This is a genomic window from Streptomyces sp. NPDC003697 (assembly GCF_053587115.1).
Map to the genome: position 1 here is coordinate 1 of NZ_JBSFNN010000096.1, position 22,822 is coordinate 22,822.

The following is a 22,822-nucleotide window of genomic DNA, read 5'->3' on the forward strand; positions in this document are numbered from 1 at the left end:
TCCGTGCGCAGCGGGTTGATCTCCGAGACGGCGCCGACGAACGTGGTCTTGCCCACGCCGAAGCCGCCCGCCACCACGATCTTCGCGGAGGTGGTCGCCCGGCCTCCGTCAGAGCTTGCGAAGTCCACTGAGCACCCTTTCGAGCAGCGTCACGTCCGGTGCGCCGCCGTTGTTCTCGTCGCCGCCCGGCTGGTGGATGGCCACCAGGCCGGCCTCGGCCAGGTCCGCGACGAGGATCCTGGCCACGCCCAGCGGCATGGCCAGCAGCGCCGAGACCTCGGCGACCGACTTCACCTCGCGGCACAGATGGCAGATCCGCTGGTGCTCCGGGAGCAGTCCCATGAGCGCTGCCGGGTCGGCCGTGGTGCTGATCAGCGCCTCGATGGCGAGCTGATAGCGCGGCCGGGTCCGGCCACCGGTCATCGCATACGGCCGAACCAGTGGCTGGTCGCCCTCGTCCCCGTACGGCTCTGCGTACGGATCATGAGAGGCGGTGGGCGGGGTCATGAATCCTCCGGGCGGGACAGCAAGTCGGTCAGGCAAGCCGTCGGACGGGGCCGGTGGGGGGATTGTGGCGGCCGGACGGTGATTTGGTGAGGCGGGTGGTACCGGGGCCGGTCAGTGGAGCAGACTGCCCTGTAGTTCGGCGCGCAGATCGGGCGTGAGGACCGCGCCCGCGCGGTCGACGAGCAGTGTCATCTCGTAGCCCACCAGGCCGATGTCGCACTCGGGGTGGGCGAGGACCGCCAGGGACGACCCGTCCGAGATGGACATCAGGAAGAGAAACCCGCGCTCCATCTCGACCACCGTCTGCGCCACGCTCCCGCCCTCGAAGATCCGGGAGGCGCCCGCGGTCAGCGAGGTGAGCCCGGAGGCGACGGCCGCGAGCTGGTCGGCGCGGTCGCGGGGGAAGCCTTCGGACATCGCCAGAAGGAGTCCGTCCGCGGACACCACGACGGTGTGGGACACCCCGGGGGTGTTGTCCACGAAGTTGGTGATCAACCAGTTGAGGTTCTGTGCCGCCTGGCTCATCGGGCTCAACTAACGCTCCTGCTGGTGAGTGGGGAAGCTGCCCGTCTGGCCGTTGCCGGCCTGACGACCCTGTGCGATACCCCGACGGAGATTGGTCAGCCGGCCGCGTACGTCATCGGGCGCACGCGAGACCTGCGGACCGCTCTGGTGCTGTTGCTGCTGAGCCGTGCCCGGGACGAGGTTCGCCCGGGGCACCCGGCGCGGCAGGCCGGAGGTGGTGACTCCGCCCGCGGCCGGCTGCTTGACGCGCTCGGCCTGCCGGACGAGTTCGTCGTTCGGCGAGCTGCGCCAGCCGGTGGCCGCGGGACGTTGGGGGGCCGAGGAGGCCTGAGGCTGCTGCGGAGCCGGAGCCGGGCTGCCGCCCTGCTTCCGTTCACCGCGGAACCAGTTGGTCTCCAGGGTGTCGTACAGCGGCGTGCGTCCGTCACCGGGACCCGCGGCGGGCGGAAGAGCCCACCCGTCGCCCGGTCCCCGGCCCTCGTCGGGCCGCTGCGAGGCGCTCCTGTCGTCGGGTGCCGGACGGGCGGAACGCTGCTGCGGGGCCGGCGGGCGCTGGGCGGCGAAACCACCCTGGCCACCGGCCTGGGGCCGCTCGAACTGGCCCGTCGACGACGGGTCCTGGCGGGCGGGCAGGGCGTGCCGGCCCGTGGTGGAGCCGTCGTCGTAGCCCTGCGGAGCGCTGAACTGGCCGGTGGAGCCGTTGCCGTAGCCCTGCTGTGCGGGGTACTGGCCGGTGCTCCCGTTGCCGTAGCTCTGCGGGGCGTCGAACTGGTCGGTGGAGCCGTTGCCGTAGCCCTGCTGTGCGGGGTACTGGCCGGTGCTCCCGTTGCCGTACCCCTGGGGGGCGGGGTACTGGCTGGTACCGGAGGGGTTGCCCTGCCCGGCCGGGGTGCCGAAGACGTCCGAGCGGACGAACTGTCCGGGGCCCTCCGGGGAACCGGGGCCCGGCTGCGCGAACCGGCCGCCTGTCTGGGCGGCGCCGCCGGCCTGGCCACGCGGGGCGTCGAAGTCGCGGCGGGGGACTTCGGACGTGGAGCCGGGACCCTGCCGGTCGCCGGCCGCCGGGATCGCCGGCATCTCCGTGGTCGAGCCCGGGCCGTGCCGTTCGTCCCTCGGCGCCGGGGTGGAGGTCTGCGCGCGGTCCTGCTCGTCGTGGCCGCGCGGGGCGTCGAGCGCGGCACGGTCCTTGTTCCAGCCCTGGTCGCGGGCCGGGGCGGTGCCGCCCGGCAGCTCCGCGCGCGGTCCACCGCGCGGCGGCAGCTGCGGCTGCCGGCCCTGCTCACCGGCGCCCCGCGGGGGGACACCGCGGGGGCCGCCGCCGACGCCGTCCTGGCGGTTGCCGTCACCGAAGCCCTGCGGGGCACCCGTGCCGGCCGCCCGCCCACCCTGCGCGGCGCCCGGCCCCTGGCCCGCGCCGAAGCCACCTCCGGCGGAGGACGGACGGCCCTGCTGCGGCGCCGACGGTCCCTGCGGGCCACGCGGTCCGCCCGGCGCGCCGGGACGGTTGCCCGCGCCGGGCAGCGCGGCCCGCGAGCCGGGACCGCCGCCGACCTGGCCCCGCGGACCGGGACCTGCGCCGAGACGTCCGGTGCCGCCCGCGGCACCCGAGCCGGGGCCGCCCTGGCCGTTCCCGCGCCGCGCCGCGGCGGCGCCGGCGGCGGCCTGAGCGGCCGCCGGGCCACCGGCGGCCTGCGCGCCGGGCTTGCCCGGGGCCGGCTTCTTGCCGCCCTGGGCGACGTCCACGGGAAGCATGACGAGGGCCGTCGTACCGCCGGAGTCGGAGGGGCGCAGCTGGATGCGGATGCCGTGGCGCTGCGACAGGCGGCCGACCACGAACAGACCCATGCGGCGGGAGACGGAGACGTCCACGGTGGGCGGCGAGGCCAGCCGCTCGTTGATCGCGGCGAGGTCCTCGGGGGAGAGGCCGATGCCGGTGTCGTGGATCTCGATCAGCACCCGGCCGTCGGGCAGCGCGTGACCGGTGACCTTGACCTTGGTCTGCGGGGAGGAGAACGAGGTCGCGTTCTCCAGCAGCTCGGCGAGCAGGTGCACGAGGTCGTTGACGACGCGGCCGGCGACCTCGGTGGTCGGGACCGCGGCGAGCTCGATGCGCTCGTACTGCTCCACCTCGGAGGCGGCGGCGCGGAGCACGTCGACCAGCGGGACCGGGCGGGTCCAGCGGCGGCCCGGCTCCTCACCGGCGAGGACGAGGAGGTTCTCACCGTTACGGCGCATGCGCGTCGCGAGGTGGTCGAGCTTGAACAGGGAGGAGAGCTGGTCCGGGTCGGCCTCGCGGGACTCCAGTTCGGAGATGAGCGACAGCTGGCGCTGGATCAGACCCTGGGAGCGGCGCGAGAGGTTGGTGAACATCGCGTTGACGTTGCCCCGCAGCAGGGCCTGCTCGGCGGCGAGGCGGACCGCCTCGCGGTGCACGTCGTCGAAGGCCGCGGCCACCTGGCCGATCTCGTCCCGGGAGTGCACACCGACCGACTCCACGGACGTGTCGACGTCCTGCGGGTCGGCCTCCGAGAGCTGCTTGACCAGCTCGGGCAGGCGGTCCTGGGCGACCTTCGTCGCGGTCTCCTGCAGCCGGCGCAGCGAGCGGATCATGGAGCGGGCCACGACGAAGGCGCCGACCAGCGACACGCCGAGGACGAGCAGGATCAGCGCACCGGAGATGATCGCGTCGCGCTCGGTGGCGCTGCGCAGCTGGCGGGCCTTCTGCTCCATGTCCTCGAGCAGCGTGTGCTCGATCTTCTTCATCTGCTCGATCTTGGTCGAGCTGTCGTCCACCCAGTCGCGGTAGGAGCGCTTGTCCAGCCCGCGCAGGCTGTTCGGCTGGGCCAGGACGCGGCTGGCGTAGACGTCGGCGGACTCGATCGTCGGGTTGCCCTCGTCGATCGGCTTGATGAGCTCCTCGGCGCCGTCGCCGTAGATGTTGCGGAAGCTGCCGAGCTCGGACGTCTGGCTCTCCAGTGCCGACTCCGCGTACAGCCGGTCGTTCTCGGAGAGGTCGCCGAAGGTGGTGTTGTTGGCGGGCAGCGCGGCGGCGATGACGGCCCGCTGGACGGACGCGTACTCCTTGGCGGAGGAGAAGGCCGCCAGGGCGCGCGTGCGCTGGATCATGTCCGGGTTGCTGGTCGCCTCGGCCATGTCCTGCGAGAGGCTGAGCAGCTGGGTGATGAGCCGGTGGTAGGCCTCGACCGTCTGGGTGGAGTTGTCCTCGGCCGTGTACGCGTTCTTGCGGATCTTGTTCAGGCCGTTGAGCTCGGTGGCCAGGCCCACCAGGGTGTCGCGCACGCCCTGGAGGTTGCCGTCCTTGCTCGCGCCGTCGATCTCCTCGGAGCTGGTGAGGAAGTTGTCGCGGGCCCGGTCGGTCTTCTCCCGGTAGCCCTTGACCGTGATCGCGCTCGCGGTGGACGGGTGCGCCAGCGGGCCGGCGGACTGGTCGCGCTCCTCCTGGAGCGCGGCGGCCAGCTCGGTGGCCTGCTTGGTCATGTCCGTCAGCAGCTTCATGTTGTCGAGCTGCTGGATGTCGTCCATGGACTGGTTGATGCGCAGCGCGCCCAGCGAGGTCGCCGCGACCACGGGGAGCGCGAGCAGTGACACCAGACGCGTGGAGATGCGCCAGTTGCGCAGTGCCACACGGGAGCCGGGGCCGGCCGCGGCCTGGTTCCTGGCCGGCTTCGCGGCCGGAGCGGGGCCTGCGGGCGTGGAGACGCCGGAGCGCCCGGGGCGCTCACCGCCGTCGCCGGACGGACCCGGGCCCGGGTTCTGGGCGTGCTGGGGCGAGGAGCTGACGGCCGTCTGGCCAGTCCCGCCGTGCGGCTCCGGCTCCGCCGAAGCGCTGCCATCCCTCTTGAAACGTCCCTGCACTAGCGTCGCAACCTCTGGACCAGGCGTCCCTCCGCGTGAGCGGGAGGACGGTGTCGGCGTCGTGGGGGGCGCCCTGAATACGCCCCACTGGTGGTCGTGAGTGACCGGCGCTGGCTCCCCCTTCCCGCCGCCACTCGGCGCTGCGTTGCGCCCCCTGCGCGCCGGCTCGATCCTGCGGCGGTCCGTGGAATTCCAGCACAGTGCCGGATCTCCAACAAGGCCCGTGGGTCAGCCCGTGACCTTGGTGACAGTCGGTGAGTGGCGTGTCACAGGCCGTCGAAAGCGATCTGCCGCATAGCGGGCATTACCGTGCGATCCGCCGAGGCCGCCCAGGTGTCCCAGTCGCCATGATCAGGAGCGGAATGGTGGCTTCAGGTGGCCAATGTCCGTTTCGCTGGGGTGGGGAGCGGGTCGCATTTGGACCGGTATGTCGATGGAGACGTGAGCAAACTCACACCCGGATCATCGGGTCTTCACGACTTCCGCCGGGAATTGCATGTTTAGCCTGACGCTTTACAGAGATGGCAAATCCGACAACCCGCGCCCGCGTGGTGGTCCCTGACCCCTCCGGACGCCCGGACACGACAGGGTCTCGTACAACCGTGAAGACGACGATGATGTTCCGCAAGATCGCCAACCCGCGACGCACGACGCTGGCCCACCTCGCGGACGCCGACGACCTGCAGATTCCGGAGCTGCCGGAGCACTCCGTCTCCCTTCCCGCCCAGACCGCCAACCCCAGGCGCACGGTCCTGATGGAGGTCCCGGCCACCGCCGCCGTCCCGGAGTAGTACGCGGACCGGCGGGCGGGTGCTCAGTCCGGTCCGCGACGAAGACCAGGGGCGCCTCGTCCATCGGGGCGCCCCTGGTCGCGTGCGCACCCGATGCGCGAGGCGCCGGCCCCCTGCCGCGTTAGCCTGGAGCGTCAGACCTCCAGCCAGCTCAGGTAAGGGGCGCAAGGATCCCGTGCGCATCGCCAGGTTCTCCATCGACGGGAACGTCGCCTTCGGCGCGGTCGAGGGCGACAAGCCGGACGAGCTCGTCCTCGACATCATCAAGGGCATCCCGTTCGCGGAATTCGAGCTCTCCGGCACGAAGGTGCCGCTGAGCAAGGTACGGCTGCTGCCGCCGGTCCTGCCCAGCAAGGTCGTCGCCTTCGGCCGCAACTACGCCGAGCACGCGCGCGAACTCGGCAACGAGGTGCCGGACGCCCCGTTCGCCTTCTTCAAGCCCTCCACCTCGGTCGTCGGGTCCGGTGACGACATCCAGTACCCCTCCTTCTCCGAGGAACTGCACCACGAGGCCGAGCTGGCCGTCGTCATCGGCCGGATGTGCCGGGAGGTCCCGCGCGAACGCGCCCAGGACGTCATCCTCGGCTACACCTGCGCCAACGACGTCACCGCCCGCGACGTGCAGCGGCGCGAGAAGCAGTGGGCCAGGGCCAAGGGCTTCGACACCTCCTGCCCGCTGGGGCCCTGGATCGAGACCGGCCTGGACCTCGCCGCCGCGAGCGACCTGACCGTCCAGCTCACCGTGAACGGCGAACAGCGGCAACTGGGCCGGACGAGCGAGATGATCCACCCGATCGAGGACCTGATCGCGAACATCTCCGAGGCCATGACGCTGCTGCCCGGCGACGTCATCCTCACGGGCACCCCGGCGGGGGTCGGCCCCCTGAACGTCGGCGACCAGGTCGCCGTCACCATCGAAGGCATCGGCACTCTCACCAACAAGGTTGTCAAGCGTGGCTAGCGCACCCCTCCCCAAGCCCTCGGCTTCGCTCGAGCAGGGGATGCCCGAATCCCCCGTACGCGTCCGATTCTGCCCGTCGCCCACCGGTAACCCCCACGTGGGCCTGGTCCGCACCGCCCTGTTCAACTGGGCGTTCGCCCGGCACCACGAGGGCACCCTGGTCTTCCGCATCGAGGACACCGACGCGGCCCGCGACTCCGAGGAGTCCTACAACCAGCTGCTCGACGCGATGCGCTGGCTGGGCTTCGACTGGGACGAGGGTCCCGGGGTCGGCGGCCCGCACCCGCCCTACCGCCAGTCGCAGCGCATGGACATCTACCAGGACGTCGCGCAGAAGCTCCTCGACGCCGGCCACGCCTACCACTGCTACTGCTCGCAGGAGGAGCTGGACGCCCGCCGCGAGGCCGCCCGCGCCGCCGGCAGGCCCTCCGGCTACGACGGCCACTGCCGTGACCTGACCGCCGCCCAGGTCGAGGAGTACAAGGCCCAGGGCCGCGAGCCGATCGTGCGCTTCCGCATGCCGGACGAGACGATCACCTTCGACGACCTGGTCCGCGGCGAGCTGTCGTTCACCGCGGAGAACGTGCCGGACTACGGCATCGTCCGCGCCAACGGCGCGCCCCTCTACACGCTGGTGAACCCGGTCGACGACGCCCTGATGGAGATCACCCACGTGCTGCGCGGCGAGGACCTGCTCTCCTCGACCCCGCGCCAGATCGCGCTGTACCGGGCCCTGATCGAGCTGGGCATCGCCAAGGGCGTCCCGCGCTTCGGTCACCTGCCCTACGTGATGGGCGAGGGCAACAAGAAGCTCTCCAAACGCGACCCGCAGTCCTCGCTCAACCTCTACCGCGAGCGCGGCTTCCTCCCCGAGGGACTGCTCAACTACCTGTCGCTGCTGGGCTGGTCGCTCTCGGGCGACCAGGACATCTTCTCGATCGACGAGATGGTCGCGGCCTTCGACATCACGGACGTGAACCCCAACCCGGCGCGCTTCGACCTGAAGAAGTGCGAGGCGATCAACGCGGACCACATCCGCATGCTCGACGTGAAGGAGTTCACGGAGCGCTGCCGCCCGTGGCTGCAGGCCCCGTTCGCCCCCTGGGCGCCGGAGGACTTCGACGAGGCCAAGTGGCAGGCGATCGCGCCGCACGCGCAGACCCGCCTGAAGGTCCTCTCCGAGATCACGGACAACGTCGACTTCCTGTTCCTGCCGGAGCCGGTCCTGGACGAGGCGTCCTGGGCCAAGGCGATGAAGGAGGGCTCCGACGCCCTGCTGCGCACCGCCCGCGAGAAGCTCGAGGCGGCCGACTGGACGTCCGCGGAGTCGCTGAAGGAGGCCGTCCTGGCCGCCGGTGAGGCCCACGGTCTCAAGCTCGGCAAGGCGCAGGCTCCGGTCCGGGTCGCCGTCACCGGCCGCACGGTCGGCCTGCCGCTCTTCGAGTCCCTGCAGGTCCTGGGCAAGGAGCGGACGCTGGCCCGCATCGACGCGGCGCTGGCGAGGCTCGCCGGCTGATCCGTCCGCACGCGCGACGGACGCCGCGCCGATCGGACTTCTGCCCAAGCCGCGAGGGGCGGCACCCGGACCGGGTGCCGCCTCTTCGCCGCAACCGGCCCCGGCCGGCCCGGTTCCCGGTACCGTCGGTGGTATGGCCATCGAAGCCGTCGTCTGGGACGTCGACGACACCCTGTTCGACTACACCACCGCGGACCGGGAGGGCCTGCGGGCCCACCTCGCGGCCGAGGGGCTGCTGGACGGATACGCGTCCGTGGAGGACGTCCTCACCCGCTGGCGTGAGGTCACCGAGAGCCAGTGGGCCCGGTTCGCGGCCGGAGAGGTGGACTACATCACGCAGCGGCGGGACCGCACCCGGGTCTTCCTCGAGCGGGAGATGACCGACGCCGAGGCCGACGAGTGGTTCCTGCGGTACGTCACGCACTACGAGACCGCCTGGGCGCTCTTCCCCGACGTCCTGCCCGTCCTGGACGCACTCGCGGCCAGCCACCGGCACGCGGTGCTCTCCAACTCCAGTCTCGCCGTCCAGGACCGCAAGCTGCGCACCCTCGGGGTCCACGACCGCTTCGAAGTCATCCTGTGCGCCGCCGAGCTCGGGGTGTCCAAGCCCGAGCCCGCCGCCTTCCGGGCGGCGTGCGACGCGCTCGGGCTGCCGCCCCGCCGGGTCGCCTACGTCGGGGACCACCCGGAGATCGACGGCCGGGGCGCGGCCGAGGCCGGGCTGCTCTCGGTGTGGATCGACCGCGTCGGCGCCCGGGCGACGGTCGAACCGCCCGTGGGTCCGCGGCGCATCGCCTCCCTCGCCGAACTGCCCGCGCTGCTCGGTGCGGATAGTCGTTTTGGAGCCCCGTCCACCTTCGGGTAGTGTTCTTCCTGCGCCGCCGGGGAGCGGGCCGAAAGGCCGGCCACCGGAAGTGCAACAACTAGGACGAGATCCCCTCAGGGGCTTGCGTTCCAGTGGCCTATGGTGTAATTGGCAGCACGACTGATTCTGGTTCAGTTAGTCTTGGTTCGAGTCCAGGTAGGCCAGCTCGCAGAGCTCATCTGCACTGCGGATCACATCCGCAAGCCCCCGTTGTGTAGCGGCCTAGCACGCTGCCCTCTCAAGGCAGTAGCGCCGGTTCGAATCCGGTCGGGGGTACAGATCCTTCCCGCGAGGATGATCGGGTCGCTCCCGTCGCCCTCGACGCAGGATCGCCAGGGCCCCCGTTGTGTAGCGGCCTAGCACGCCGCCCTCTCAAGGCGGTAGCGCCGGTTCGAATCCGGTCGGGGGTACTGACTGGTCTAAACCATCATTGGTCTATGGTGTAATTGGCAGCACGACTGATTCTGGTTCAGTTAGTCTTGGTTCGAGTCCAGGTAGACCAGCTCGGACCTGCGGAAACGCAGAGTCCACGCCCCCGTTGTGTAGCGGCCTAGCACGCCGCCCTCTCAAGGCGGTAGCGCCGGTTCGAATCCGGTCGGGGGTACGTACAAAGGAAGGGCCCTCCCTCGGGAGGGCCCTTCGGCGTTGTCCGGGGCACCTCGCCGGCGCTCCGACGATCTCGTGGCCCGGGTGTTCGTGATCCCGCGGCCGGGGCAGCGGGCCTCGCACAGGTACTGGTTGATCGTGGCCGAACGGGCCGGTGCGCACGAGTCGGTCCACGTGAACATGCCCACGTACGGGCCGGGCAGGGCCACGGGGGTCGTGCCGGTCGCCCCGGCGCGGCGAGAGCGCCGCGGAGCGGCTCCGGTAGCCCTGAGGGTTGCGAAGGGCGGGCGCGGCCGGTGTGGGGCGCCGGCCCCGGTGGTCCGGCCGGAAGGGTCTGCCGCGGCGTTGAGGCGGGCCCTTCCGGCGGTCGGGTACGGGCGGGGGCGGCGGTTCAGCCGGAGCGGCGCAGGGCCTCGGAGAGGCGGGCGGCGGCGTCGATGACGGCCTGGGCGTGCATGCGGCCGGGGTGGCGCGTCAGGCGCTCGATGGGTCCGGAGACCGAGACCGCTGCCACCACGCGGTTGGAGGGGCCACGCACGGGCGCGGAGACGGACGCGACGCCGGGCTCCCGCTCGCCGATCGACTGGGCCCAGCCGCGGCGCCGCACGCCGGACAGGGCCGTCGCCGTGAAGCGGGCGCCCTGCAGACCGCGGTGCAGCCGCTCGGGCTCCTCCCAGGCCATCAGTACCTGTGCGGACGAGCCCGCCTTCATCGTGAGCGTCGAGCCGACCGGGACGGTGTCCCGCAGTCCGGACAGGCGCTCCGCCGCGGCGACGCAGATGCGCATGTCGCCCTGGCGGCGGTAGAGCTGCGCGCTCTCGCCCGTGACGTCGCGGAGGTGGGTGAGCACCGGGCCCGCGGTGGCGAGGAGGCGGTCCTCACCGGCGGCCGCGGCCAGTTCCGCCAGGCGGGGGCCGAGGATGAACCGGCCCTGCATGTCGCGCGCCACCAGACGGTGGTGTTCCAGGGCCACGGCCAGCCGGTGGGCCGTGGGTCGTGCCAGTCCGGTCGCCGCGACCAGGCCCGCGAGGGTGGCCGGACCGGACTCCAGAGCGCTCAGGACGAGGGCCGCCTTGTCCAGAACGCCGACGCCGCTACTGTTGTCCATGCAACGATACTCCCGTCTCACTCTGTGAAACGCAAGTTCAAATTCCCGTGGGACGCGCCACCCTGGTAGTCACAGCGGCCCGTGGAACCGGCGGGCTCGGTGGCGTACGCCCGGTGGGGGGCGCGGGCGCCGTCTCCTCAAGATCTCTAGTTGGGTCGGGCGTTCGCGTCCGGCCGAAGGGAAAGCGATGGGTAGGACACTCGCGGAGAAGGTCTGGGACGACCACGTCGTCCGGCGCGCCGAGGGCGAGCCCGACCTCCTCTTCATCGATCTGCACCTGCTGCACGAGGTGACCAGCCCCCAGGCCTTCGACGGCCTCCGCAAGAGCGGCCGGACGGTGCGCCGGCTCGACCTCACCATCGCGACCGAGGATCACAACACCCCGACCCTCGACATCGACAAGCCGATCGCCGACCCGGTCTCCCGGGTCCAGCTGGAGACACTGCGCGGGAACTGCGCGGAGTTCGGCGTCCGGCTGCACCCGCTGGGCGACGTCGAGCAGGGCGTCGTGCACGTCGTCGGCCCGCAGCTGGGCCTGACCCAGCCGGGCACGACGGTCGTGTGCGGCGACTCGCACACCTCCACGCACGGCGCCTTCGGCGCGCTGGCCTTCGGCATCGGCACCTCGCAGGTCGAGCACGTGCTGGCCACCCAGACGCTGCCGATGGCCCGTCCGAAGACCATGGCCATCACGGTCGACGGCGAACTGCCCGAGGGTGTCACCGCCAAGGACCTCATCCTGGCGATCATCGCGAGGATCGGCACCGGCGGCGGCCAGGGCTACGTCCTGGAGTACCGCGGCCCCGCCATCGAGAAGCTCTCGATGGAGGCCCGGATGACCATCTGCAACATGTCCATCGAGGCCGGCGCCCGCGCGGGCATGATCGCCCCGGACCAGACCACCTTCGACTACCTCGAGGGCCGGCCGCACGCCCCGCAGGGCGAGGACTGGGACGCCGCGGTCGCCTACTGGAGGACCCTGCGCACCGACGACGACGCCGTCTTCGACGCCGAGGTCGTCATCGACGCCGCCGAACTGTCGCCGTTCGTCACCTGGGGCACCAACCCCGGCCAGGGCGCGCCGCTTTCGGCGTCCGTCCCCGACCCGGCTTCGTACGAAGACGCTTCGGAGCGCCTGGCCGCCGAAAAGGCCCTGGAGTACATGGGGTTGGAGGCCGGTCAGCCACTGCGCTCCATCGGGGTGGACACCGTCTTCGTAGGCTCCTGCACCAACGGCCGCATCGAGGACCTGAGGGCCGCCGCCGAGATCCTGCGCGGCCGCAAAGTCGCCGACGGCGTACGGATGCTGGTCGTCCCGGGCTCCGCGCGCGTGGGTCTGCAGGCCGTCTCCGAGGGCCTGGACGTGGTCTTCAAGGAGGCCGGCGCCGAGTGGCGGCACGCGGGCTGCTCGATGTGCCTCGGCATGAACCCCGACCAGCTGGCCCCGGGCGAGCGCTCGGCGTCCACGTCCAACCGCAACTTCGAGGGCAGGCAGGGCAAGGGCGGCCGGACGCACCTGGTGTCGCCGCAGGTCGCCGCCGCCACCGCAGTGACGGGCCGGCTGGCCTCCCCGGCCGACCTGACCGAAGCCAACGCCGCCCGCACGCCCGCTGGAGTCTGAGAATCATGGAAGCCTTCACCACCCACACCGGCCGGGCCGTCCCGCTGCGCCGCAGCAATGTCGACACCGACCAGATCATCCCCGCCCATTGGCTCAAGAAGGTCACGCGCGACGGGTTCGAGGACGGGCTGTTCGAGGCCTGGCGCAAGGACCCCGAGTTCGTGCTCAACCGGCCGGAGCGGCAGGGCGCCTCGGTCCTGGTCGCCGGCCCCGACTTCGGCACCGGCTCCTCGCGCGAGCACGCCGTCTGGGCGCTGCAGAACTACGGCTTCAAGGCCGTGATCTCCGCCCGCTTCGCGGACATCTTCCGCGGCAACTCGCTGAAGAACGGCCTGCTGACGGTCGTGCTGGAGCAGAGGACCGTCGACGCGCTGTGGGAGCTCGTCGAACGGGACCCGCAGGCCGAGGTGACCGTCGACCTGGTGGCCCGCGAGGTGCGTGCCGAGGGGATCACGGCCTCCTTCGAGCTGGACGAGAACTCCCGCTGGCGGCTGCTGAACGGCCTGGACGACATCTCCATCACCCTGCAGAACGAGGCCGACATCGCCGCCTACGAGGCCGGGCGCCCGTCCTTCAAGCCGCGGACGCTGCCGGTCTGATCCGGTGCCGCCGCCGGTGATCCAGCCCTGAGGAGATCACCGGCCGCACCGGTGGCCGGTCGGGTTTCGGCCACCGCGACACCCCCGCTGTACCCCCGATCCTCACGATCGGGGGTACAGCTGTTTTGGGGCGCCCGGACCCCGGTGAGCCACCGCGCCACCCCTCAACGTCCCACGTTAAGAGGCATGTTGCGGGGGTAGGCGACCCGCCGAGGGCCTGGCCGCGGCAGCCGCCGGGCGTGCCGTCGACGGCGGCAGTTGTCCCCTGCGCAGGCGACAACTCGCCCTAGATGGCACAATCTGTGCATGGACAACGACGGCCAACTCCAGATCTATACGGCGGTCGCGGCCCAGCTCAAGGAAGCGCACTCCAGGGTGCGCGCACTGCAAGTCCCGGAGGGCGTACGGATGGCGCTGACCCGGAAGCTGCTGGTCATCACGGCCGGGGCCAAGCATGATCCCGCCGGTGCGGCAAGGCGGCTGGAGAGGTTCACGGCCGACCTCGACCAGGGCCGAATCCCCGAAGAGGAAGGCTGAACAGCCCGGGACCGCCGAGTCTGCTGCGGCACAAGGGTGATTAGGCCGTTTCGTGTTTGATTTGCGGTATATATCTGCCTAACGTGCGAAAACGCTTGAACACTTTCGTTCCGGCCAGGTCTCCGAAGGGGAAGACGTGAACAAGGCGCAGCTCGTGGAAGCGATTGCCGACAAGATGGGCGGCCGGCAGCAGGCCGCCGATGCCGTCGACGCGGTACTGGACGCCATCGTCCGCGCGGTGGTCGCGGGTGACCGGGTCTCGGTCACCGGTTTCGGATCCTTCGAGAAGGTGGACCGCCCGGCCCGCTACGCACGCAACCCGCAGACGGGCGAGCGTGTCCGGGTCAAGAAGACCTCCGTTCCCCGCTTCCGGTCCGGCCAGGGCTTCAAGGATCTGGTGAGCGGCTCGAAGAAGCTCCCGAAGAACGACATCGCGGTCAAGAAGGCGCCCAAGGGCAGCCTCTCCGGCCCGCCCCCCACCATCGCCAAGTCGGCCGGCAAGAAGGCCGCGGCGAAGAAGACGACGGGCGCGGCGGCGAAGAAGGCCGCCGCGAAGAAGACCGCGGCCGGCGCCAAGAAGACGACCGCGCAGAAGACCACCGCGGCCGCCAAGAAGAGCGCGGCCACCAAGACCGCGGCGAAGAAGACGACGGCCAAGAAGGCCCCGGCGAAGAAGGCGACGGCCACCAAGGCCCCCGCCAAGAAGTCGACCGCCCGCAAGACCACCGCCAAGAAGACCACCGCCCGCGGCAAGTAGGGGCGCGAGGGCACTCACACGCCGGGCCGGACTCCCCTAGGGAGCCCGGCCCGCGGCGTGTTCGGGGCACGGTCCGGCCCGTTCAGAAGGTCTGCAGCGTCACCAGGGTGATCCGCAGGGCCGCTCCCTCGCCCTCCGTCTCGATGCGCACCCGCTGCCCCGGGCGCAGCAGCCTGAGGCCACCCGCGTCGAACGCCGGCGCGTCGAAGGGCACCGGGGTGCCGTCGTCCAGGAGCACCTGCCCGCTGCGGCTTTCGGGGTCGTACCTGTACGCGGTCGCCTGCATGACGGCAGCCTACTGCCCCGCGGCGGCGCCGGGACGGCTCGCCGACCCGGGCGGCCGGACCGGCCCGAGGAGTCGCGCGGCCACCGCGGCCGTGCGCGGTCCCACGCCGAGGGTCAGTGCGGCGCGCAGGTCCGCGCCGGTGTCCACGTCCTGGCGTACGGAGTCGACCGCGCCCGGCGACAGTTCCACCGCACCCGACGCCCGGTGCAGGGCGCGGGAACCGGTGCCGAAGGCCGGCAGCAGTTCCCGGCCGGGGCCGGCCGACAGCAGGGTCGTGCCGACCGCCGCGGCATCCGCGAGGAAGGCGCGGGGGAATTCCGCTGCCGCGTCCAGGACCCGGGTCAGTTCCGCGGGACGCAGGGCGGGGAGGTCGGCGTTCAGGGCCGCGACGGCACTGGCGCGGCGCAAGGCCCGCACGACCGTCGCGCCGTGTGTCAGCGCGGCGTTCAGCCCGTCGTGCGGATCGTCCGGGACGATCACGGCCCCCAGTGCCGCCAGCTCCCGCCCGGCCAGCGCGTCGTCCGTGACGACCGCCACGTCGCGCACCGCCGGGCAGTCCAGCGCGGCCGCGACGGTGTCCTGGGCGAATGCGAGGGCGAGCTCCGGACGCACCCCGTCCCCGGCGGTGTCGGCGAGCCGGCTCTTCGCCCGCGCCAGGGGCTTCAGGGGGATGACCAAGGTCCACTGCACGCGCGTTCGTCCCTCCCTTGTCGCCCCCATTGTCCCCGCCCGCCCGCGATGCCGGTGCGCGCGGGGGCGCGAAGCGCCTGCCGAACGACATGACGGTCTTCGGGCGGGCGTACGGTGTTCTCGACAGACCGGCGGCCTGGGGCGACACTTGTGCGGCCCCCAGGTCCTAGAGGAAGGTGACCGCGTGCCCCGCCGCAGAATCGGCTTCTGGTACCGCTTCGCAGCGGTGATCTGCAAACCGCCGCTGGTGGTTCTGGTCAAGCGGGATTGGCGTGGAATGGAGAACATTCCGGCCGACGGCGGCTTTATCACCGCGGTGAACCACAATTCACACGTCGATCCCTTCCTTTACGGACATTTCCAGTACAACACCGGACGGGTGCCTCGATTCCTGGCCAAAAGCGGCCTTTTCAAGAAGGGGATCGTGGGTGCCGCGATGCGCGGCACCGGGCAGATCCCCGTCTACCGCGAATCCACGGACGCGCTGAGCGCCTTCCGGTCCGCGATCGACGCCGTCGAGCGCGGCGAGTGCGTCGCGTTCTACCCGGAGGGCACCCTCACCCGCGACCCCGACGGCTGGCCGATGACCGGCAAGACCGGAGCCGCCCGCGTGGCCCTGCGCACCAAGTGCCCGGTCATTCCCGTCGCCCAGTGGGGCGGCAACGAGCTCCTGCCGCCGTACAGCAAGAAGCTGCACCTCTTCCCGCGCAAGACCCACCGCGTGCTGGCGGGGCCGCCGGTGGACCTGTCGCGCTTCTACGACCGGGAGATGACCCCGGAACTGCTGAAGGAGGCGACCGCGGCCATCATGGCGGCCGTCACCCGCCAGCTGGAGGAGATCCGCGGCGAGAAGGCGCCCGGCACCCCGTACGACCCGCAGCGGGAGCGCAGGGAGCAGCGCCGCCGGACCCAGGCGCAGATGCACGGCAAGGCCGCACCGGCCGGGCAGGGAGAGGAGCTGAGCACGTGAGCAAGCCGGTCAAGGCGGCCGTCTTCGGTACCGGATCGTGGGGGACCGCCTTCGGCATGGTCCTCGCCGACGCCGGCTGCGAGGTGACCCTGTGGGCCCGCCGCGCCGACCTCGCCGAAGCGGTCAACTCCACCCGGACCAACCCCGACTACCTGCCCGGCGTCGAACTGCCGGAGAACCTGCGGGCCACGACGGACGCCGCCCAGGCCGCCCACGACGCCGACTTCACCGTCCTCGCCGTCCCGTCGCAGACGCTGCGCGGCAACCTCGCCGAGTGGACGCCGCTGCTCGCCCCCGGCACGGTCCTCGTCTCCCTGATGAAGGGCGTCGAACTGGGCTCCGCCATGCGGATGAGCGAGGTCGTCGAGGACGTCGCCAAGGTCGACGCCGACCGCATCGCCGTGGTCACCGGACCGAACCTGGCCCGCGAGATCGCCGCCCGCATGCCGGCCGCCGCCGTGGTGGCCTGCACCGACGAGGACGTGGCCCGGCGCCTGCAGGCGGCCTGCCACACCCCGTACTTCCGCCCGTACACCAACACCGACGTCGTCGGCTGCGAACTCGGCGGCGCCGTGAAGAACGTCATCGGCCTGGCCGTCGGCATCGCGGACGGCATGGGGCTCGGCGACAACGCCAAGGGCTCGCTCATCACGCGCGGGCTCGCCGAGACCACCCGGCTGGGCGTCGCCCTGGGCGCGGACCCGCTGACCTTCTCCGGGCTCGCCGGCCTCGGCGACCTGGTGGCGACCTGCTCCTCGCCGCTGTCGCGGAACCACACCTTCGGCACCAACCTCGGCAAGGGCATGACCCTGCAGGAGACCATCGCGGTCACCCGGCAGACCGCCGAGGGCGTCAAGTCCTGTGAGTCGGTGCTGGATCTGGCCCGCCGCCACGGCGTCGACATGCCCATCACCGAGACCGTGGTCGGCATCGTGCACGAGGGCAAGCCGCCGGTCGTCGCCCTCAAGGAGCTGATGTCGCGCAGCGCCAAACCGGAGCGCGGCTGAACGGTGCGGGGGTGTGCCCCCGCACCGTTCTTCGGCCATCCGCACCACGCTGAGCGACCGTCCGTGCGACGCTGAGCGACCATGGTGAGCGGGCGCTGACGTGGCGGATACCAGCGGGTACTCTCATCGCGATATGAGCACCGAGAACCTCCCCCAGAGCCCCGAGCAGCCGACCCGCAAGCCGCGTGTGGCCGTCGTGTTCGGCGGGCGCAGCTCCGAACACGGGATCTCCACCGTCACCGCCGGCGCGGTGCTGCGTGCCATCGACCGGACCAAGTACGAGGTCCTGCCGATCGGCATCACACGGGACGGCCGCTGGACCCTGACCGCCGACGAGCCGGAGCGCATGGCGATCACCGACCGCCGCACGCCCAGCGTCGAGGAACTCGCCGAGCCGGGTGACGGCGGCGTGGTGCTCCCCGTCGATCCCGCCAGCCGGGAGGTCGTCTACAGCGAGCCCGGCTCGGTGCCCAAGGCGCTCGGCGAGGTGGACGTGGTCTTCCCGGTGCTGCACGGCCCCTACGGCGAGGACGGCACGCTGCAGGGCATGCTGGAGCTCTCCGGCGTGCCCTACGTGGGCTCGGGCGTGCTCGCCTCGGCCGTCGGCCAGGACAAGGAGTACATGAAGCGGGTCTTCACCTCCTTCGGCCTCAAGGTCGGCCCGTACGTGGTGATCCGGCCGCGCGAGTGGGAGCAGGACCCGTCCGCCGCCCGCAGGAAGGTCGTCGACCTGGCCGGCGAGCACGGCTGGCCGCTGTTCGTGAAGCCCGCCCGGGCCGGTTCGTCGATCGGCATCACCAAGGTCGAGGACCTCTCCGGCCTCGACGAGGCGATCGAGGAGGCCCGGCGGCACGACCCGAAGATCCTCGTGGAGGCGGCGCTGCGGGGCCGCGAGATCGAGTGCGGCGTGCTGGAGTTCGAGGACGGCCCGCGCGCCTCCGTGCCGGCCGAGATCCCGCCGCCCGAGACGCACGCCTACTACGACTTCGAGGCCAAGTACATCGACTCCACGCCCGGCGTCGTACCCGCGCCGCTGACCGAGGAGGAGACCGCCGAGGTGCGCAGGCTCGCCGTCGAGGCGTTCGAGGCGGCCTCCTGCGAGGGCCTGGTGCGCGCCGACTTCTTCCTCACCGAGGACGGCGAGTTCGTGATCAACGAGATCAACACCATGCCCGGCTTCACGCCCATCTCGATGTACCCGCAGATGTGGCAGGCGAGCGGGATCGCCTACGGCGAACTGGTGGACCGTCTCATCCAGGCCGCCCTGCGCCGCCCGACCGGTCTGCGCTGACGACGCGCCGGAGAACGCGCGTCCCCGGGCGGTGGTCCACCGCGGCGAGGGGCCGCGCCCGGGCGCACCGGCCGGCCGCCGGGCCGGGGGAGCGGCGCGGACCCGGGCCGATCCGGACGGCGCGCGCCCCCGGAGGCCGGCTGCGCGGCGGGTCCTGCCGGAGACGCGGGCTGCAAGGTGCCGTCGGTCCCCCGACTTGATCCGCCGACAGCCCTCAGTCGGCGATCCCGATGGGGATCGTCTTGCGCACGGCGGGCGCCAGGCCCACCAGCGGCGCGACGCCGTGGGACCTGCGCCCCGCGGGGATCGTCACCTCCACGTACGCCAGGCGCAGGGTGGTGGTGAAGCGAAACGATCCGTCGCCCTGCTCCTGCAGCAGCCAGTCCACGCCGTTCACCCCGGCCGCTTCGGCCTCCGGGTCGTTCAGCTCGGCGGGCCGGGGCACACCGCAGCGCAGTATGATCGCCGGGCTTCCCCAGCCCGCGGTCAGCGCGGAGGCGGGCTCGGGGTCCTGGCGGCTCGCCCCGTCCACCGTCCGCGGCAGTGCCCTGTCCAGGGCGCGGCACAGCTTCGCCGTCGCCGCGTCCGGGTGGGGTACCGCCGCGGTGGCGCCGTGGTCCGCCGAGGAGCAGCCCGCGGCGGCGACCAGCACGGCGAGGACGGGCGGACCGATGAGCCGGTGACGCAAAGAGTTCACCGGCCAAGGGTAGACGGGGGTCAGAGATGCACGACCGGGCAGGTCAGGGTGCGGGTGATGCCGTCCACCTGCTGCACCCTCGCGACCACCATGCGTCCCAGGTCGTCGACCGTGTCGGCCTGCGCGCGCACGATCACGTCGTACGGCCCGGTCACGTCCTCGGCCTGGATCACCCCCGGGATCGAGCCGATCGTCTGCGCGACGGTCGACGCCTTGCCGACCTCGGTCTGGATCAGGATGTACGCCTGTACCACGGAACCTCCAGGGCGGCCACGAGGATCGTGTGGGGAAAAGGAACGCCACGGTACCGCGTCGCCGCTCGCCGCGGGGAGACCCGGGCGGACCACGCATCGCGCGCCGGGATGAAGGTACGACAGACGCGACGGTGGCGAGGACCGTGTTGACGCGCGACCGGGAACGGACAGGTACAGAAGGGGTGAAAGGACAATGAAGGGCACTGTCGGTGAGCTCGGGGAGTTCGGGCTCATCAGGGAGCTCACCTCCCGTCTCACCACCACCCCGGCGGTCCGGGTCGGCCCCGGCGACGACGCCGCAGTGGTCGCCGCCCCCGACCGCAGGGTCGTGGCGAGCACCGACATCCTGCTGGAGGGGCGGCACTTCCGCCGCGACTGGTCCACGGCCTACGACGTGGGCCGCAAGGCCGCCGCGCAGAACCTCGCGGACATCGCGGCCATGGGCGCCGTGCCGACCGCGCTGCTGCTCGGCCTGGTCGTCCCCGCCGACCTGCCGGTGACCTGGCCCACCGAGCTGATGGACGGCCTGCGCGACGAGTGCCAGGTCGCGGGCGCCGCCGTGGTCGGCGGCGACGTCGTACGGGGCGACACCATCACGGTGTCGATCACCGCCCTCGGCGATCTGCGCAACCACGAGCCGGTGACCCGCGCCGGCGCGCAGCCCGGCGACCTCGTCGCGGTGACCGGCTGGCTCGGCTGGTCGGCGGCCGGATACGCGGTGCTCTCCCGCGGCTTCCGCTCCCCGCGCGCCTTCGTCGAGGCCCACCGCCGCCCCGAACCGCCGTACCACGCGGGCCCCGCGGCCGCCGGGCTCGGCGCCACCGCGATGTGCGACGTCAGCGACGGGCTGATCGCCGACCTCGGGCACATCGCGGAGGCGAGCAAGGTTCGCATCGACATCCGCTCCGGCGCCGTCGACATCCCCTCCCAGATGCACGACATCGGGCAGGCCGTCGGCGTCGACCCGCTCCATTGGGTGCTCACCGGGGGAGAGGACCACGCGATCGTGGCGACGTTCCCGCCGGACGTGAAGCTGCCGGCCCGCTGGAAGGTGATCGGCGAGGTGCTCAACCCGTCCGCCCTGCCGCAGGTCACGGTGGACGGGGCGCCCTGGGCCCGACAGGGCGGCTGGGACCACTTCGGGGACATCGAGTCATGAGCGCGCACGGCGCACCGCCCAGGGTGCTGACGGTGGCCGGCTCCGACTCCGGCGGCGGCGCCGGGATCCAGGCCGACCTGAAGACGATGCTCGCGCTCGGTGTGCACGGCATGAGCGTGGTCACCGCGGTGACCGCGCAGAACTCCCTCGGCGTCCAGGGCACCTGGGAACTGCCCGTGGAGGCGGTGCGGGCCCAGTACCGCAGCGTCGTCGACGACATCGGCGTCCAGGCCGTGAAGACCGGCATGCTGGCCTCGGCGGAACTCGTCGGGGCGGTGGCCGAGTTGATCGCCGGCACCGACGTCCCGGCGGTCGTCGACCCGGTGGGCGTCTCCAAGCACGGGGACCCGCTGCTGGCCGCGTCCGCGCTGGAGACCGTACGCACCCGTCTGCTGCCGCTGGCCACCGTCGCCACGCCCAACCTCGACGAGGTGGCCCAACTGACCGGCATGCGAGTGGAGTCGGAGGAGCACCTGCGGGAGGCGGCGCGGGCCGTGCTGGCGTTCGGGCCGCGCTGGGTCCTGATCAAGGGCGGCCACCTCGCCGGCGCCGCCGTCGACCTGCTCACCGACGGCTCCGAGGAGCACTGGCTGCGCGCCCCGCGGCACGACAACCGGCACACCCACGGCACGGGCTGCACCCTCGCGTCGGCGATCGCCGCGCAGCTCGCCAAGGGGCAGTCCGTGCCGCGGGCCGTGGCGGCGGCCAAGGAGTACGTCACCGGGGCGATCGCCGCCGGGTTCGCGCTCGGCGGCGGGATCGGGCCCGTGGACCACGGATGGGCCCTGCGGTCTCGGACGGGGTAGACGGGCAGCTCGATGTCGGCGGGGGCCTTCTCGGTCAGCCGCTTGAAGAAGCCCGCCGTCGTCCGGGAGGCGAGCAGCCGGCAGTAGGGGCGGGGCGGGGCCAGCCTGGGCGGGCCCCGGCCTTGGTGCGGGCGTCCGGGCCCCAGGTCGCGCGGGACGGGCCCGAGGGCGCGTACACGGGGGCGGAGCCCCGGGTCACGTACGCGCGGGCGGCACGGTGGACGGGCGTACGCGCGGGACCTGCCCGCGGGTACGGCAAAAAGCCGGTCCACCACTCGGGGTGGACCGGCTCAGTGCAGCGAACCAGGCAGTGGCCGCGCGCTCAGCTGTCGCGTCAGCGCCCGACCTTGCCGGCCTTGATGCACGAGGTGCAAGCGTTCACGCGCTTCGGCGTCCCGCTCACCACGGTACGCACACGCTGGATGTTCGGGTTCCAGCGACGGGGCGTACGGCGGTGCGAGTGCGAGATGTTGTTGCCGAAGCCCGGCCCCTTGCCGCAGACGTCGCAGTTGGCAGCCACGGGTCACTCCAAAGACTTCAGATGCACTTACGGTTGATCCCGGCATGCCGGGATCAAGATCACGCGCTCCAGGAGCATTCGCGATCTGAGTGGCGTTGCCAGGGGGAATGGCCCGACCGGGATCGGGCAACCGGAGCAGCATACAACGGCTGCGCCCGTAGAACGAAACTACCACGGCGGCCGCCGGGCCCCTCCGCCCCTACTCCGGTCCGGCACCGCCCCGGGGTCTAGTCTGCGTCCAGTCCAGCAGCTCAGGGAGGCGCAGGTGGCGCAGGTGCCGCAGACGTTCGATGCTCTCGCGGTGCGCACCTGGTGCGGTCTGGCGCTGCGCGCACTGGGACGGGCGCGCGAGGAGATCGACGCCATCAACGTCTATCCCGTCGCCGACGGGGACACCGGCACCAACCTCTACCTCACCGTCGAGTCCGCCGCCACGGCAGTGGAGGCGGTGTTCGCCGGCCACGAGGCCGGCGCAGCGGGCGGCGGCGCGACCGGCGGGAACGGCACGCGGAAGACGGGGGACGACCCCGGGCCCGCGGGCCCGTCACTGGCCGACGCCGCACGCGCGATGGCCCACGGCGCGCTCATCGGGGCGCGCGGCAACTCCGGCACGATCCTCGCGCAGCTGCTGCGCGGCATGGCCCAGGTGCTCGCCGCGGACGGTGAGCGGCCTCACACCGACGCACCGGGCCTGCGGCTCGCCCTGCGGCGCGCCGCCGACTCGGCCCGGCAGGCCGTGGCGCACCCGGTGGAGGGCACGGTGCTGTCGGTGGCCTCGGCTCGAGAGGATCCTGCTCCACCGGTCCGGGGGTGGTCACCGCCCACGCCCGCATCGTCGTGCCGTCCGCCATACCGTGCCCCGTCCTCCGCGGC

General features: G+C 72.1%; 23 protein-coding genes, 5 tRNA genes and 1 pseudogene. 19 read left to right on the forward strand and 10 right to left on the reverse strand.

All coding sequences use genetic code 11. The features are described from left to right. The 4 genes and pseudogenes from ACWDNY_RS27335 to ACWDNY_RS27350 all read right to left on the reverse strand — a co-directional run. A pseudogene (locus ACWDNY_RS27335) lies at positions 1 to 128 on the reverse strand (ATP-binding protein); the annotation flags it as partial. Next, entirely contained in the window at positions 109 to 507 is a 399-nt protein-coding gene (locus ACWDNY_RS27340; RefSeq protein ID WP_019058642.1) for a DUF742 domain-containing protein, read from the reverse strand. The pseudogene ACWDNY_RS27335 and the gene ACWDNY_RS27340, both read right to left, overlap by 20 nt. A gap of 111 nt (positions 508 to 618) precedes the next feature. Further along, the gene (locus ACWDNY_RS27345; protein WP_451648475.1) at positions 619 to 1,032 is read right to left on the reverse strand and encodes a roadblock/LC7 domain-containing protein; all 414 of its coding nucleotides are present in this window, start codon (positions 1,030 to 1,032) and stop codon (positions 619 to 621) included. A 9-nt stretch (positions 1,033 to 1,041) separates the two neighbouring features. Next, positions 1,042 to 4,908: a nitrate- and nitrite sensing domain-containing protein gene (locus tag ACWDNY_RS27350; RefSeq protein WP_451648457.1), complete on the reverse strand. Its 3,867-nt coding sequence runs from the start codon at positions 4,906 to 4,908 to the stop codon at positions 1,042 to 1,044. 602 nt (positions 4,909 to 5,510) lie between these two features. On the opposite strand from ACWDNY_RS27350, the gene ACWDNY_RS27355 reads away from it, so the two are divergent. The 9 genes from ACWDNY_RS27355 (at position 5,511) to ACWDNY_RS27395 (ending at position 9,645) form a co-directional block, all read left to right on the forward strand. Further along, positions 5,511 to 5,699 (forward strand): hypothetical protein, encoded by a 189-nt coding sequence (locus ACWDNY_RS27355; protein WP_451648458.1) that lies wholly within the window; start codon positions 5,511 to 5,513, stop codon positions 5,697 to 5,699. A gap of 175 nt (positions 5,700 to 5,874) precedes the next feature. Then, complete coding sequence (locus ACWDNY_RS27360) at positions 5,875 to 6,660, forward strand: fumarylacetoacetate hydrolase family protein (RefSeq protein ID WP_451648459.1); 786 nt, start codon at positions 5,875 to 5,877, stop codon at positions 6,658 to 6,660. Positions 6,661 to 6,700: 40 nt separating this feature from the next. Next, positions 6,701 to 8,176, forward strand: coding sequence for a glutamate--tRNA ligase (gene gltX / locus ACWDNY_RS27365; RefSeq protein ID WP_451648476.1), 1,476 nt, complete (start codon positions 6,701 to 6,703; stop codon positions 8,174 to 8,176). Positions 8,177 to 8,309: 133 nt separating this feature from the next. Continuing rightward, on the forward strand, positions 8,310 to 9,041 hold the full coding sequence (locus tag ACWDNY_RS27370) for an HAD family hydrolase (protein ID WP_451648460.1): 732 nt from the start codon (positions 8,310 to 8,312) through the stop codon (positions 9,039 to 9,041). A gap of 93 nt (positions 9,042 to 9,134) precedes the next feature. Beyond that, a tRNA-Gln gene (locus tag ACWDNY_RS27375) sits at positions 9,135 to 9,206 on the forward strand. A gap of 38 nt (positions 9,207 to 9,244) precedes the next feature. Then, positions 9,245 to 9,317, forward strand: a tRNA-Glu gene (locus tag ACWDNY_RS27380). 61 nt (positions 9,318 to 9,378) lie between these two features. After that, positions 9,379 to 9,451: transfer RNA gene (locus tag ACWDNY_RS27385), tRNA-Glu, on the forward strand. 21 nt (positions 9,452 to 9,472) lie between these two features. Further along, positions 9,473 to 9,544, forward strand: a tRNA-Gln gene (locus ACWDNY_RS27390). A gap of 28 nt (positions 9,545 to 9,572) precedes the next feature. Next, a tRNA-Glu gene (locus tag ACWDNY_RS27395) sits at positions 9,573 to 9,645 on the forward strand. A 393-nt stretch (positions 9,646 to 10,038) separates the two neighbouring features. Here the strand turns inward: ACWDNY_RS27395 and ndgR are convergent. After that, on the reverse strand, positions 10,039 to 10,755 hold the full coding sequence (gene ndgR / locus ACWDNY_RS27400; protein WP_112469680.1) for an IclR family transcriptional regulator NdgR: 717 nt from the start codon (positions 10,753 to 10,755) through the stop codon (positions 10,039 to 10,041). Positions 10,756 to 10,942: 187 nt separating this feature from the next. On the opposite strand from ndgR, the gene leuC reads away from it, so the two are divergent. From leuC to ACWDNY_RS27420, 4 genes are all read left to right on the forward strand, one after another. After that, a complete protein-coding gene (gene leuC, locus ACWDNY_RS27405; RefSeq protein WP_451648461.1) occupies positions 10,943 to 12,376 on the forward strand; it encodes a 3-isopropylmalate dehydratase large subunit in 1,434 nt (477 codons plus the stop codon). 5 nt (positions 12,377 to 12,381) lie between these two features. After that, the gene (gene leuD, locus ACWDNY_RS27410; RefSeq protein ID WP_451648462.1) at positions 12,382 to 12,975 is read left to right on the forward strand and encodes a 3-isopropylmalate dehydratase small subunit; all 594 of its coding nucleotides are present in this window, start codon (positions 12,382 to 12,384) and stop codon (positions 12,973 to 12,975) included. A 306-nt stretch (positions 12,976 to 13,281) separates the two neighbouring features. Then, positions 13,282 to 13,512, forward strand: coding sequence for an SCO5555 family protein (locus tag ACWDNY_RS27415; protein ID WP_451648463.1), 231 nt, complete (start codon positions 13,282 to 13,284; stop codon positions 13,510 to 13,512). A 136-nt stretch (positions 13,513 to 13,648) separates the two neighbouring features. Beyond that, positions 13,649 to 14,269, forward strand: a complete 621-nt coding sequence (locus ACWDNY_RS27420; RefSeq protein WP_451648464.1) for an HU family DNA-binding protein — start codon at positions 13,649 to 13,651, stop codon at positions 14,267 to 14,269. An 82-nt stretch (positions 14,270 to 14,351) separates the two neighbouring features. On the opposite strand, the gene ACWDNY_RS27425 is transcribed toward ACWDNY_RS27420, so the two are convergent. Both ACWDNY_RS27425 and cofC read right to left on the reverse strand, forming a co-directional pair. Next, positions 14,352 to 14,555, reverse strand: coding sequence for a hypothetical protein (locus ACWDNY_RS27425; protein WP_361504632.1), 204 nt, complete (start codon positions 14,553 to 14,555; stop codon positions 14,352 to 14,354). Between the two features lie 9 nt (positions 14,556 to 14,564). Next, entirely contained in the window at positions 14,565 to 15,245 is a 681-nt protein-coding gene (cofC, locus tag ACWDNY_RS27430; RefSeq protein WP_451648465.1) for a 2-phospho-L-lactate guanylyltransferase, read from the reverse strand. A 184-nt stretch (positions 15,246 to 15,429) separates the two neighbouring features. Between cofC and ACWDNY_RS27435 the strand changes: the two genes are divergently transcribed. From ACWDNY_RS27435 to ACWDNY_RS27445, 3 genes are all read left to right on the forward strand, one after another. After that, positions 15,430 to 16,215 carry a lysophospholipid acyltransferase family protein gene (locus tag ACWDNY_RS27435; protein ID WP_451648466.1) on the forward strand — a complete coding sequence of 262 codons (786 nt, stop codon included), beginning with the start codon at positions 15,430 to 15,432 and terminating at the stop codon, positions 16,213 to 16,215. Further along, positions 16,212 to 17,222 (forward strand): NAD(P)H-dependent glycerol-3-phosphate dehydrogenase, encoded by a 1,011-nt coding sequence (locus tag ACWDNY_RS27440; protein ID WP_451648467.1) that lies wholly within the window; start codon positions 16,212 to 16,214, stop codon positions 17,220 to 17,222. The genes ACWDNY_RS27435 and ACWDNY_RS27440 overlap by 4 nt, the downstream gene beginning before the upstream one ends. A gap of 133 nt (positions 17,223 to 17,355) precedes the next feature. After that, positions 17,356 to 18,513 carry a D-alanine--D-alanine ligase family protein gene (locus ACWDNY_RS27445; protein WP_451648468.1) on the forward strand — a complete coding sequence of 386 codons (1,158 nt, stop codon included), beginning with the start codon at positions 17,356 to 17,358 and terminating at the stop codon, positions 18,511 to 18,513. 214 nt (positions 18,514 to 18,727) lie between these two features. Here ACWDNY_RS27445 and ACWDNY_RS27450 read toward each other — a convergent pair whose 3' ends face one another. Then, positions 18,728 to 19,210: a DUF3515 domain-containing protein gene (locus ACWDNY_RS27450; RefSeq protein WP_451648469.1), complete on the reverse strand. Its 483-nt coding sequence runs from the start codon at positions 19,208 to 19,210 to the stop codon at positions 18,728 to 18,730. A gap of 20 nt (positions 19,211 to 19,230) precedes the next feature. After that, a complete protein-coding gene (locus tag ACWDNY_RS27455) occupies positions 19,231 to 19,464 on the reverse strand; it encodes an Lrp/AsnC family transcriptional regulator (RefSeq protein ID WP_451648470.1) in 234 nt (77 codons plus the stop codon). Positions 19,465 to 19,657: 193 nt separating this feature from the next. Between ACWDNY_RS27455 and ACWDNY_RS27460 the strand changes: the two genes are divergently transcribed. Both ACWDNY_RS27460 and thiD read left to right on the forward strand, forming a co-directional pair. Then, entirely contained in the window at positions 19,658 to 20,623 is a 966-nt protein-coding gene (locus ACWDNY_RS27460) for a thiamine-phosphate kinase (RefSeq protein ID WP_451648471.1), read from the forward strand. After that, positions 20,620 to 21,429 carry a bifunctional hydroxymethylpyrimidine kinase/phosphomethylpyrimidine kinase gene (gene thiD / locus ACWDNY_RS27465; protein WP_451648472.1) on the forward strand — a complete coding sequence of 270 codons (810 nt, stop codon included), beginning with the start codon at positions 20,620 to 20,622 and terminating at the stop codon, positions 21,427 to 21,429. The genes ACWDNY_RS27460 and thiD overlap by 4 nt, the downstream gene beginning before the upstream one ends. Positions 21,430 to 21,763: 334 nt before the next feature. On the opposite strand, the gene rpmB is transcribed toward thiD, so the two are convergent. Beyond that, the gene (rpmB, locus tag ACWDNY_RS27470; RefSeq protein ID WP_451648473.1) at positions 21,764 to 21,949 is read right to left on the reverse strand and encodes a 50S ribosomal protein L28; all 186 of its coding nucleotides are present in this window, start codon (positions 21,947 to 21,949) and stop codon (positions 21,764 to 21,766) included. A gap of 265 nt (positions 21,950 to 22,214) precedes the next feature. Between rpmB and ACWDNY_RS27475 the strand changes: the two genes are divergently transcribed. Beyond that, on the forward strand, positions 22,215 to 22,822 hold a 608-nt coding region (locus ACWDNY_RS27475), incomplete at its 3' end, for a DAK2 domain-containing protein (RefSeq protein WP_451648474.1).